Below are 12,249 nucleotides of genomic sequence, written 5' to 3' on the forward strand. Positions count from 1 at the left end.
CTTTAAAATAATTTATGTGTTGATCATAACGGTATTTAATTAAAACGAGCGTGGATGATAGATAAATCGGCCAAGACTAAAAGTAATTATTGCTACACTCTAAATTAAGCATTATTTAAATTAATAATATGTTGTGGGCGCGTAAATGCGGGGTTTTTAATAGTGATTGCAGATGGGAAAAGGCAGGAATGTTGTTAGCAGGCGGTAAGTCAAGATGAGTACAATAAAAAACGCCCCGACATGTATTGTCGGGGCGTTGACATGGCACTACCGATATCATTTAAATATTATTTCAACATATCTTCAGTAATGGTCATTTTCATCAACACACCTGGATTTGGTGCACGACGCTCAATGATCACTTCATTCCCCGCTTTAAGTAACTTACCACCACCACCATGAATGATGGAAGTATTATCATTTTTATTCTCACGAGAAGCGTAATAGCATTTACCTACATAGCAGGAGAGAACGTAGTTACCCTCAAAGTCTTCACCGCTTATTTTTGCGTAGTAGCTATTGTTGCCATCCAGCTTATCGCGTTTGAAATCAACAGCAATACCATTCACCCCATTACGTTTTTCAATCCGCAGGCCAGTAATATCCTCATTTACGATCGGGTCACGATTATTTTCCAGCATAGCTTCTGTCACAGTCAGTGTCTTCAGCACTTTCTCATTCGGGGAGGTTCGTTTAACGGTAACGACTTTCCCAGGTGCCAGATACTTTGACACATCATAGGAATAGACTGTCGTGACCTCACCGGCATTGTCTTGTTGAGCATTATAGATTTTACCGTTTGATGTTGAGAAAATAGACTCGCCATCTACCTCTATCTGATAACTGCTCTCTTTTAATTTTTCATTGTCGAAGTTAACGTTAATACGGCGTTTACTGTCAAAGACATCGATATATACGGCTTCAACATCGCTGTCTTCCACCACATACTCTTTCACATCTTTCACGATTTTACCAAGTTCATGATCCGGCGTGTCGCCGCTCAGGTCCCAGATAATCGCGCCGCCATAGCCTTCGTTATTGATGAAATCGACTTTTTCACGCACAGATTGCGGGTCGTCATAGGTCAGGAACTCTTTGGTGGCGGCGTTATAGAGATACGGCACGCGTGATTCCCTGTCCCAGTAACGGGTATAGTCGCCGCTGGCCACTTTCTGTTTCAGCAGATACCACGGGTTGGTGCCGGTGAACTGGCCATCGTCGTCCCAGGCACCGTGGATGGTCGCACTGCCCGGCGCAAACAGCCCCGGCAGCCCCTGAACGATTTCGGTCGGCTCAACATCACCCCAGCCGCGGCCATAGAACGGGATCCCCATCAGCAGTTTATTTTTTGGCACCTTATAGGTGTCGGCGTACTCTTTCATGGCTGATGATGAATTGAGTTTCAGGTCGGCGTCCTGGCTGTTGGCATACAGCGGGGCGTTGTGGCCGGTGATCGGGTCAAACGCGCCGTGAATGTCATACGCCATCACGTTCACGCTGTCCAGCAGGGGCGTCGTCACCTCCGGGTTGATAAACTTAATGTTGTTGTGGTTGGTGGTCACCGCCGCAGAGAGCTGGTAGTACTTGTCATCTTTCTTGCCCTGCGCGTCCAGCTTGCTGCGCAGGCTTTGAATCAGCTTGGTGAACTGGGTTTTTTCTGTGTCGCTGTCCGGGTATTCCCAGTCCACGTCAATCCCGTCGAAGCCCCATTCCAGCATAAAGGCCATCATGCTGTTGGCCAGTTTTTCCACGCCCGCATCGGTCGCGGTGGCCTCTTCAAATACGCCCTCTTCCGAGTTATTCCAGCCGCCGATAGACGCCATATACGAGACGCCCGCTTCTTCGGTCATCTCATCCAGCTCTGCCAGTAATAACGGGCCTTGCTCAGTATCATGAATTTCTACCTCGCCGCTTTTCACTATCCCAAAGCCGTAATTCAGGTGGGTCAGCAGAGAGAAATCAATTTTGTCCGGGGTGAAGTTTTCATGCGCGTCATACACGCCCCATTCCGGGAAATAGCCGGTAACTTTGCGTTGTGCAGCGACGTTGGCTTTTTGCTGATTCTGGAAATCTATCGCTTCCTGGCCGGTATACGGGGTGAATTTAAAGGTGGCGAGGGTGTTAATCCCGATTTTATCACCTCGTGTCCAGACCGCATTGCTGCCCGGCAATTCGCCTGGGTTCGCCCACCATTGGTTGGTCCAGTAATAGCCGTTATAACGCACCACGGTACCGGCTTCGGAATAGGCGACGGACGGATCATACTCCACGGAGTTAATCGCCTGATCGTCCTTCACCGCTACCGTGACCGTCAGCGTACCGGGGAAATTATTCTGGCTCTCATTGGTGTAGGCTTTCCACTTATGGCCGTTATCCGTGGAGATCATCTGGCTGCTGTCGAGGCCGGAAATGGTATTAGTACTGTCGTTGGCGCTGAGGGTTGCTGCTGATGTATATAAAGGAAGGGCAACCGCTGACAGGATCAGGGCAGCGGTTATTTTATTTAGTTTCATCATTACTTTCCTTGTGAAAGATTAAACTCGCGATCATATCAAGCTCAATTAACTTCCGGGGAATAATAAACAAACTAACTCACAGCGAAATTAATAATTATTACATCCTTGGTTAATTTGGAGTGAAGCTAAACACCCTGCTATTTTCACTCTTTACTGAACAGTGAAAAAAAGCGTGTGATATTTAAATGATAGGAATAAAAAGAAAAGCAAAAAGAAAAAACAAAAAGGAATAAGAAATAAGGAATAAAAAGCGCGTAAGCGAAATAAAAACGCCCCAATAGGGGGCGAATACAGGCAGCGGTGTGAAACGTCAGAACTGGTAAACCAGGCCCACACCCACCACGTCATCGGTGTTGATGCCGGCTGCGTTGGTGAATTCATTGTCATCCAGCAGGTTGATTTTGTAATCAACATAGGTCGACATGTTTTTGTTGAAGTAGTACGTCGCACCGACATCCACATATTTCAGCAGATCCTGGTTACCGAAGCCTTCAATGTCTTTACCGCGGGATTGCAGGTACGCCACAGACGGGCGCAGGCCGAAGTCGAACTGGTACTGTGCCACGGCTTCCCAGTTGTCTGCTTCGTTGGCAAAACCTTCGATAGTGCTGCCGCCGCCGCCGAAGCGGGTGGCGTTGTAGGTTTTGGTGTACATCGCCGCCAGGTAGATGTTGTTGGCGTCATATTTCAGGCCGCCGGTGTAGGCGTCTGCGCGGTCACCGCGGCCATACAGCGCGTCGCTGTTCTGGTCAGAGGTACGGTCAGAGCTGGCATAGGCTGCCGCTGCGCTGATGCCGTTGCCCAGGTCGTAGGAGAGTGACATGCCGTAGCCGTCACCGTTGCTGTCCAGCACATCACGGCCTTCTGCTTCAGTGCCGCTGTTGTTTTTGCCCTGGTATTGCAAGCCGACGCTCAGGCCGTCAACCAGGCCAAAGAAGTTGTTGTTGCGGTAGGTCAGCATCCCGTTACCGCGCTGCATCATGAAGTTATCGGCACCGTAGGTGTCGCCGCCGAATTCCGGCAGCACGTCAGTCCAGGCACTGGCGTCATAAATGATGCCGTAGTTACGGCCGTAATCCAGTGAGCCGTAGTCACCGAATTTCAAACCGGCGAACCCGACGCGGGTGTAAGTGTCAGCGGTGCCTTCGTCTTCAGATGTATTCAGTGCGACCTGGTATTCCCATTCGCCGTACCCGGTTAACTGATTGCTGATCTGCGTCTCACCACGCAGGCCAAAACGCATGTATGACTGGTCACCATCGCTGCCGTCGTTGTCAGAGAAGTAGTGCAGGCCGTCAATTTTGCCGAACAGATCCAGCTTGTTGCCATCTTTGTTATAAATTTCTGCAGCACCTGCGGTGCCGGCAACCAATAAAGCGGGAACCATCAGAGAAAGAATGCGGAGTTTCATAGTAGTGTCCTTGATCGTGATGTCGGGTGTGCGCCACAGTTACCGATGAATAATTAAGCCCGACAAGGCGAATTCATTCTCAGGATAAGTGCATAACTAATCCAGAAAGAAAATGCTACTAATTTATCGATAATGTTTCTTTGTTATGAGTAAGCGTATCAATATGTAATTAAATGGTGACTGATTATGCTGTCAATGCAGTCAAATAATGTACTATTTTGCCTATATTTTAAAAAATAACATTAAATTCAATAAGTTAATTTACACCACCTGTATCGCACCGAATGATAAAGGAAATCCTAATCCCCCCGCTATAATAGCGCCTGCTATCATCATTATTTGTATTTATTACCTTCATTATCTCAGATAATTTGATTGTTTTTGCACCGGCCTTATGGCCGGTTTTTTATTGCCTTTTTGTGCGGTAATTCCGTCTCGTGATGAGTGATAACCGTTATTATTGATTATTTTCCACCTTGTATTACCTGAGGGAAATAATATATTCCCCTCCCTTTATTGGTCAGATAATAACCCTTATCGTTGAGTTCCGGTAATAACCTACCCCGCCTTGTTTATCACTTCCGGGCATTATTTCCCCGGTTCCGGCAAGCCCCCTTTCCCCCCGGCCTGCTTTCTGCCGGTTGGCGGCGCTTCTCAGAACATTCTGCTGCTGAGATTCATGGCCATTACTTAGACTTATGGGCAGAAACTTCGCATAATTACCCCACTTTTGCCGTCCGCCGCACGGCAGCCCGTTCAGCCAGCTTGAAGGAATCGCATGCCACTTTCTGACACCCAGCCCGATGACATCCTCCGGGCGCGCACCCTGCTCCTGACCCGCCGTTTTGCCAAACTGGATGAGTGGCTGCTGATGCAAATGCGCGGCTGGCAGTCGCACACCACGCCGGACAGCCAGTACGGGCTTATCATGAGCATGGAGAGCCTGTTTAGCGGCAGTGAGCTGGATGGGGCCGCCCGGCTCGAACTCTTGCGCGAATGGGTACAGCTTTCGCCGCAGAGTTACCATGCCCAGGTATTGCTGGGCATGTTCTGGCACGAGCAGGCGTGGGCCATCCGCAGCCAGGGGGACGAAGCCGCCCTGCCGGACAGCCAATGGCTCGGCGCGCAGCTCTGCTGTGACCACGCGGTGCAGGCGCTGTTGCGGGCGGTGGGCTGCCACCCGCGGCCGACCCACGCTTTCCGCCATTTAATGACCCTCAGCGGCGGCTTTGGTGAACCTTACTGGCTGCGCGCGCTGTTTGCCGGTGAGGTACCGGTGCCGTTGCACCAGAAATTCCGGCTGACCGGCAACCCGGTCTGGGCGGAGGGGCTGTCATGGCTGGAAGCGCTGGGTGCGGGTGCGCCTGACCCGTGGCCGTCGCAGTTGCCGGCGGCGCTGGCAGACACGCGCGGCGCAGAGGAAGAGGCCATTGACTACTGGTTGCGGCTGGCGCTGGCGGTGCGGCCGGGTGACACCGGCACGGTGGAATCCTGGCTGGTGTTTCAGTCACCGCACTGGGGCGGCTCCCCGGCGCACAGCGAGGCGGTGTTAGCGCGCGTACTCAAGGAAGGGTTTGACGACGCGACCTGCCGCCGTTTCCGCGCCGAAATACTGCTGTTTGCGCTCAGTGGCGAGGTGGCGGAGCGCGGCAGCGACCGGGCAGAAGCGCTCCAGCAACAGCTGGCTGACGCCCTGGCGCCGCCGCCTGCCCCGGCACTGCACCAGCAACTGCTGGAAGCGGCCGCGCCGTGCCTGGCCTACTGGCAGGATGATGACGCCGCCGGGCTGGCCTGTTATGCCAAATTGCTGGCGCTGGCCCCGGAGCTGATGCCTGCGCCGCCTGCCACACTGTTTATCTCGCGCGCGGTGCTGGCCTCCGGCGTGGAGGATGCCCACGCCGTGCTGCCGACGCTGTTGCAGCGCGCCTGTGCTTACCCGTCCGATGCGCTGCTGGCGGCCTTTGCCGCCTGTGCCTGCGCACATGGGCTGTATGGCGTGCCGGAGAACCTGCGGCTTTCGGCGTCGCTGCTGGATTACGCCGCCTCGCTGCTGGCCGCGCAGCCTGACCGGGCGGTGACTGAGCAGCAGCAGATCACGCTGGCGCATGACATGGCGCTGAACGGCGATCTGCACGCCGCCCACACGATGTTGCTCGGCATGGCACTGCGCGGCAGTGCGCTGCACAGTTACGAACTCTACCTGTTTTACCGCGATGCCTGGCACGAGGATGTGCCGGAGGATCTGCGCAGTGCGCAAGGCGCGTTGCAGGCGGCCGGGCGCGCCGCTGAAGCCGGGCTGGTACCGGCGATGTTTGCGTACGCCAATGCCCTGCGCGAAGGCGCAGACAGCGGGCCGGATTACGCCGGGGCGATGCACTGGTACCAGCAGGCGATTGAGCACGGCGACCTGAACGCCCGCTACTGGCGCGCCACCTGGGCGCTGGAAGCCGGATCAGAGGCGGACAAACAGCAGGCGGTGCAACAGTGGTTGCCGGAGATCATCCGGGATGAGGAGAGCAGCACCCGCGCGGAGGCCGCCTGGTCGCTGGGCATGGCATGGCGTGAGGGGCTGGGGTGCGAGAAAAACCGTTACCGGGCGCAACAGTTGTTTGAGCTGGCGCTCTCGATTAATCCGGGGCTGGAGGCGGCGCAGGTGGCGCTGGCCGGGTTGAGTGAGTCCCTGCGGGACAGGATGGGGTTGTGGCAGGATCGGCGGAAGGTGAGTGATGGGGGGATTGATTTTTTAAGGGGTGATGGTTAAGCCTTGGGGTAAGCGGTTTGGTTAGGTTTCGGTTGTTTCGGTTGTTCATGTGGCAGGTTTCGGTTGTTCATGTGGCATGTTTCGGTTGTTTCGGGGGCAGGTTTCGGTTGTTCATGTGTATTTGTCTGCCCGGCTTTCCCAGCCTCAACCGAGCAGGGCCTGCCGGCGCGCCGGCCCTGCACCCGCGCGCTTTCGGTGGTTTGGCTGAATCATTGCACGCTCTCGCGTGTCCCCTCATTTCGCCTCCGGGCTTTCCGGGCCGGTACAGACACGCTCCCGGCGTGGCTGTCCCTCTCGCACACATCCTTGTGTGCTCGCCCGGCCCTGCGGCTCCACTCGGCAATGATTTTTACGCCCCCACCAGATTGCAAATCCTTAGGTATGTAAGGAAAAAGTAGGGGTGCTTTCTAGGCTATCCTGTCCGCTCGCCCGGCCCTGCGGCTCCACTCGGCAATGATTTTTACGCCCCCACCAAACTGCATATCTTTTAGTATGTAAGGAAAAAGTAGGCGCGTTACTTTCGCTGAACGTGCATCGGTTTTCGCTTTCCGGCTCCACTCAGCAATGATTTTTACACCCCCACCAAATTGCAAATTCTTGGCTATGTAAGGAAAAAGTAGGCGAGCAATATTCATCCGGTTCCGCGGCTATGCAAATCTTTAGATAAGAAAAAGGCAGGCGCGGTGCCTGCCTTGGGGGGTTAACGTTCCCGCAGCGACTCTTTGACTTTGTTGAGCGGTTTCAACAGGTAGTCGAGCACGCTCTTCTGGCCGGTTTTGATGTCGACGGTGGCGACCATGCCGGGCACGATCGGGAATTCGCGGCCGGCTTTGTTGGTGAGGGTCGCTTTGCCGGTGCGCACGTATACCCGGTAATAGAACTGGTCGCGTTTGACTTCGTCCTGAATGGTGTCCGGGGAGACGGTCTCTACCTGGCCCTTGAGATCGCCGTAGATCGACGAGTCATACGCCGTGATCTTCACCGTCGCCGGTAATCCGGGGCGGATGTAAGCGATGTCGCGCGGGTTGATGCGGGTTTCAATCAGCAGTTGATCCTCAATCGGCACAATCTCCATCAACTTGCCGCCGGGCTGCAACACCCCGCCGACGGTCGTGACCTGAATGTCCTTCACTATCCCGCGTACCGGCGAGAACAGATCGGCGCGCGTCACCTGATCCTCCTTGCCCGCCATCACCTGCATCTCGGCTTCCAGATCGGCGTTATTCTTTACCTGCTCCTCACGCGCTTTCACCGCGTACTGGTTGCGCGCCTCGTCAATCTTCCCGCGGATCTCGCTGGCCTGCCGCCGCAAACGGATCACCTCCACCTGCCCGGCCGCGCCCTTGGCCACCAGCGGCTCGGTCATCCGCAACTCCTGCTCCACCAGCCGCAACGAATCCTGCAAATTCTTCACCGTCTCATTGCGGTTCTGCAACCGCGACAGATAGAGCTGCCGCTCACGCGCCACCAGCTCGGGGGATTTCATGGTCTGCGGGCTGAACTTCAGCGGCTCACCGGTCAGCTCGGCAGTCAGCCGCTCCGCCGATGCGCGCAACGTCTGCACCCGCGCGGCGGCTTCGCCGTAATTCGACTGGAACCGCGTCGGGTCGAGGCGCGCCAGAATCTGCCCCTTATTGACAATACTCCCCTCCTGCACCAGCAACTGCTTGATGACCCCGCCGTCAAAACTCTCGATCTGCTGGGCGCGGCTCGACGGCGTCACCTTCCCGGTCCCTACCGTCACCTCATCCAGCACCGCGAAATAAGCCCAGACGAAAAACACCACCAGCGCCACCAGCGAGAGCCAGATAATCCCTGACACCCGCTTCTGATCGCGCTCAAACTCATCCGTTACGATATGCGACATAATCCTGTCCTCAGGCTGCGCCCTGTTGCGCCTTGGCGGCCGCGGCCTGCGTGGCCGCCGCATTCGCCAGAATCTGCTCGCGCGGGCCATCCGCCACCACGCGCCCGTTGTCCATCACCACAATCCTGTCCACCAGCTTCAGCAGCGCCGGGCGGTGGGTCACCAGCACCAGCGTGCGGCCGGTCAGCCAGCTGTGCATCTGGCGCAACACATACTCCTCGAGTTGCTCATCCATCGAGGCAGTGGGTTCATCCATCAGCACCACCTGCGGGTTACGCAGCACCATCCGGCTGATCAGCACCATCTGCTGCTGCCCGCCGGACAGCCCGCGCCCGCCCTCATTGATAATCCGGTCGAGGCTGGCGGCGTCCTGCTGCACCATACTCAGCGCGCCGCTGATGCGCAGCGCCTGCAACATCTCCTGATCGGTGGCGTGCGGGTGGCCGAGCATCAGGTTCTGCCGCAAGGTGCCGAAAAACAGCCGTGAATCCTGCGACAGGTAACCGAGCTGGCGGCGCAGATCCACCGGGTCGATGCGGGTGATGTCCACCCCGTCAATAATGATCTTGCCGCCGGTGGGCGTCGCCTGCCCGGCCAGCAACTTCAGCAGCGTCGATTTCCCCGCCCCGACCTTGCCGAGGATCGCCACCCGTTCGCCGGGCTTGATCTCCAGCTTGCCGACGCCGAGCACATTCGGCCCCTGCTCCGCGTCATAGGCGTACTGCACATTGCTGAGCTGGTAGTGGCCGCTGAGCGCCGGGCAGTGCGCCATCTCGCCCTCTTCCGGCCGGTCGAGCGGTTTTTTCAGCAACTCGTCCAGCCCCTTCATCGCGCTCTTGGCGTGCTGCCAGCGCGAGAACACCAGCGTCAATTGCATCAGCGGCGCAATGGTGCGGGACGAGAGCAAACTGGCGGCCACCAGCGTCCCGGTGGTGATGTCGCCGTTCAGCACCAGATAGACCCCGAATACCAGCATCCCGGCGTAGGTGAGCTGTTGCACCGTCGAGGCCCAGCCGGTCAGGCGGGCGCCCCACAGCCGCTGCTTCATGCCGATGGTCGCGCCGACCTCGTGGTTCTGCTCCCACTGGCGCTGGAAATAGGGTTCCGCCTGCAGGGCCTTGATGTCCTCAATGCCCTCGATCGCCTCGACCAGCACCGCGTTGCGCAGCGCGCCCTCGCGCATCCCCTCTTTCGCCAGCTTCGCCATCGGGATCTGGATAAGCAGGCCGGGGATCACGATCAGCGGGATCGCCAGCAGCGGGATAATCACCAGCGGCCCGCCGATAAACGCCATGATCGCCAGAAACAGCAGCACAAACGGCATATCCGCCGCCGCGCCGACGGTGGTGGAGGTCAGCAGCTCGCGCACCTGGTCAATCTCACGCAACTGCGAAATAAACGACCCGGTGGATTTGGGCCGCGCCTCATTTTTCATGCTCATGGCGCGGGCGAAAAACAGTGAGGAGACTTTCAGGTCGATGCGTTTGCCCATCAGGTCAGAGACGCGGGTGCGCATCAGCCGGATGCCGTACTCAATCGCCGCGGCCAGCAGCACGCCGACGAACAGCACCCAGAGCGAGGAGAACGACTCCGCCGGGATAACCCGGTCATACACCTGCATCGAGAACAGGATCCCGGCCAGCGCCAACACGTTACCGATCACCGAGGCCAGGGAAATTTCGCCGATGCGCCGCCCGGCACCGCGGAAATTGTGCCAGAACCAGTGCTTGCGGTAGGGCTGCACAAACTCATCAATCCGCCTGTCGCGCCCGCGCGCCGCCACGCCGACCAGCACCACGTTGCTGTCCCCCTGGGAAAGCAGCGAGGAGAGGTCAGCCTGCCGCAGGATGTCGCCGCCGTCCTGCAACCAGTAACCGGCCTGCCCGTCGGCGTCCAGCGTCTCAATCACCGCCGTGGTGCCCTGCTCCAGCACCACAATTGCCGGCAGCACCTCCTGCCGCCAGCGCACCCGGTCACGCGGCACCACACTCACCTGCAACCCCATCAGCCCGCTCAGGCGCTCAAGCTGGCGCGCCGGGCTGAGCTGCTCGAACCAGCGCATCTGCTGGCGCAGGAACTGCGGATCGGCAGGCTTGCCGAAAATCTCCGCCGCCCTGACCATCGCGGCGATCCATGCTTCCGTTGTTGTTTTCATGTCACACTCTCTCTGGTGTCCCGGCCGGGCGTGGGCCGCCTCCGTCCGGGAGAAACAGTTTACGGGCCGCGGCCCGGTTACAGCGCAGGCAGCTTGTCGCCGCTCTGCTGCTGCCGGTCGATGCCCAGCATGTCGAGCAGGTTGTCCACTGCCGCTGCATAGCGCACCGTGCCGTCCCAGCCGTCATACAACGCGCCGATGCGCATGGTGTCCGCCTGGAACACATCCTGCTCCACCGTCAACAGGTCATTGAGGCTGCGCTTGCTGAGTTTGTACTCATCCTGATAGACGCTGCGGGTGTGGATGGCGCTCTCATACTGCTCATCCCCCGCCTGCTGGCGCTGCTGCGCGCCGATCATGTCCGCATAGGCGGTGGAGGCTTTCTGGTTGATGTCCAGCTTGGCCTTTTCCACCTCCGCCTGTGCCGCCTCGCGCTCACCCTCGGCGGATTCCACCTGCGCGCTGATCGCCCCGCCCTGATAGACCGGGGCCTCTACCGCCAGCTGCACCTGATCGTCCCAGTAGGAACGGGTGTCATTTTCATAGCGCGTGCGCCCGGCCTGCACCCGCAGGGTCGGCCAGTGCTGCGCCCGCTGCGAGCGCACCCGCTGGATCGCCGCTTCCTGTTTGGCCTGGGCGCTGCGCACCAGCGCGCTGTTCTGGTACGGGATGCGGTCCAGCGCCACCTGCTGCTCCAGCAGGCTTTGCGGCAGGTCCGGCAGGTTGTCAGAGACCACGCCGGTCAGCACCGTGAGCTGCGCGGAGGCAGAGCGTTGCTGGGCGCGGTACTGCTCCAGGGTGGCGCGCATCCCGGCGATGCGGGTCTGCGCCTGCAACACGTCCGACTGCGAGCTAAGCCCGGCGTCGGCGCGCATTTTGGCGGTGTCCCGCACCCGCTCAAGCGACGCGATGTTGTCGCGCGCCGCCAGCGTCAGCGCCTGGTAGCGTTTCACCTCCAGATAGGTCTGGAGGGTGCTGAGGCCGACATCGGTCATGGTGCTGAACAGCGTGTAACGGTAGGAGGCAGAGAGCTGCTCCTGCTCGTCGATGGCGCCGCCGGTTTTGCCGAAGTCATACAGCAACTGGCTCAGCTCAATGCCGCCGGACGCATTGTTATTAAGCTGCCCGGCGGAGTCCGTCTGGTTGGAGTGCCCGGCCGAGGCGTTCAGGGAGATCTGGGGGAACCAGGCGCTGCGCGCCTGTTTAAGGTCACCTTCGCCGACGTGGATTTGCGCCGCCGCCGAGGCGATTTGTGGGTTGCGCGCGAAAGCCCGCAAAATGGCTTCGCGCAGGGTAAGGCTGGCCCGCTGCTCCTCGGTGGGTGCGGCCTGCCAGTGAAACTCCGGTTGTGTCTCAGCATGGGCTGCGCCCGGTGCTGTTATCCCTGTTATCCAAAGGGTGCTGAGCAATACCCCAGCACACCGCCTGCGTTGTCTGGTCATTACCGACGCGACCCCCTATCTGGTTTTTATCCCATCCTGCGCGGCGGCCGTCGCCGCCGCGCGGTGTGTGTCTTCCTTACGTTCCTGTTGGGCCGGG

General features: G+C 58.1%; 7 protein-coding genes. 1 reads left to right on the top strand and 6 read right to left on the bottom strand.

Annotation, left to right across the window (positions count from 1 at the left end; all coding sequences use genetic code 11):
• Positions 1-287: 287 nt before the first annotated feature.
• Positions 288-2,513, bottom strand: coding sequence for a glycosyl hydrolase family 18 protein (locus JK232_RS15070; RefSeq protein ID WP_212589390.1), 2,226 nt, complete (start codon positions 2,511-2,513; stop codon positions 288-290).
• A gap of 313 nt (positions 2,514-2,826) precedes the next feature.
• Positions 2,827-3,927 carry a porin OmpC gene (gene ompC / locus JK232_RS15075; protein ID WP_072930446.1) on the bottom strand — a complete coding sequence of 367 codons (1,101 nt, stop codon included), beginning with the start codon at positions 3,925-3,927 and terminating at the stop codon, positions 2,827-2,829.
• Positions 3,928-4,705: 778 nt separating this feature from the next.
• On the opposite strand from ompC, the gene JK232_RS15080 reads away from it, so the two are divergent.
• Positions 4,706-6,688 (top strand): DUF4034 domain-containing protein, encoded by a 1,983-nt coding sequence (locus JK232_RS15080; RefSeq protein ID WP_212589355.1) that lies wholly within the window; start codon positions 4,706-4,708, stop codon positions 6,686-6,688.
• 407 nt (positions 6,689-7,095) lie between these two features.
• Here the strand turns inward: JK232_RS15080 and JK232_RS15085 are convergent, their stop codons facing one another.
• The 4 genes from JK232_RS15085 to JK232_RS15100 all read right to left on the bottom strand — a co-directional run bounded on the left by JK232_RS15085 (position 7,096) and on the right by JK232_RS15100 (position 12,152).
• Positions 7,096-7,323 (bottom strand): hypothetical protein, encoded by a 228-nt coding sequence (locus JK232_RS15085; RefSeq protein WP_072930450.1) that lies wholly within the window; start codon positions 7,321-7,323, stop codon positions 7,096-7,098.
• Between the two features lie 65 nt (positions 7,324-7,388).
• A complete protein-coding gene (locus JK232_RS15090; RefSeq protein WP_072930453.1) occupies positions 7,389-8,555 on the bottom strand; it encodes a beta-barrel domain-containing protein in 1,167 nt (388 codons plus the stop codon).
• Between the two features lie 10 nt (positions 8,556-8,565).
• Positions 8,566-10,710 carry a type I secretion system permease/ATPase gene (locus JK232_RS15095; protein ID WP_072930455.1) on the bottom strand — a complete coding sequence of 715 codons (2,145 nt, stop codon included), beginning with the start codon at positions 10,708-10,710 and terminating at the stop codon, positions 8,566-8,568.
• 77 nt (positions 10,711-10,787) lie between these two features.
• Positions 10,788-12,152, bottom strand: coding sequence for a TolC family outer membrane protein (locus tag JK232_RS15100; protein ID WP_072930457.1), 1,365 nt, complete (start codon positions 12,150-12,152; stop codon positions 10,788-10,790).
• Positions 12,153-12,249: the final 97 nt, after the last annotated feature.

The organism is Nissabacter archeti, from assembly GCF_018257325.1.
Classification (GTDB): Bacteria; Pseudomonadota; Gammaproteobacteria; order Enterobacterales; family Enterobacteriaceae; genus Chimaeribacter; species Chimaeribacter arupi.

Bases quoted from the DNA above. Each gene is read 5' to 3' on its own strand.
- JK232_RS15070 (WP_212589390.1), bottom strand. From the start codon at position 2,513: ATGAAACTAAATAAAATAACCGCTGCCCTGATCCTGTCAGCGGTTGCC.
- ompC (WP_072930446.1), bottom strand. From the start codon at position 3,927: ATGAAACTCCGCATTCTTTCTCTGATGGTTCCCGCTTTATTGGTTGCC.
- JK232_RS15080 (WP_212589355.1), top strand. From the start codon at position 4,706: ATGCCACTTTCTGACACCCAGCCCGATGACATCCTCCGGGCGCGCACC.
- JK232_RS15085 (WP_072930450.1), bottom strand. From the start codon at position 7,323: ATGAATATTGCTCGCCTACTTTTTCCTTACATAGCCAAGAATTTGCAA.
- JK232_RS15090 (WP_072930453.1), bottom strand. From the start codon at position 8,555: ATGTCGCATATCGTAACGGATGAGTTTGAGCGCGATCAGAAGCGGGTG.
- JK232_RS15095 (WP_072930455.1), bottom strand. From the start codon at position 10,710: ATGAAAACAACAACGGAAGCATGGATCGCCGCGATGGTCAGGGCGGCG.
- JK232_RS15100 (WP_072930457.1), bottom strand. From the start codon at position 12,152: ATGACCAGACAACGCAGGCGGTGTGCTGGGGTATTGCTCAGCACCCTT.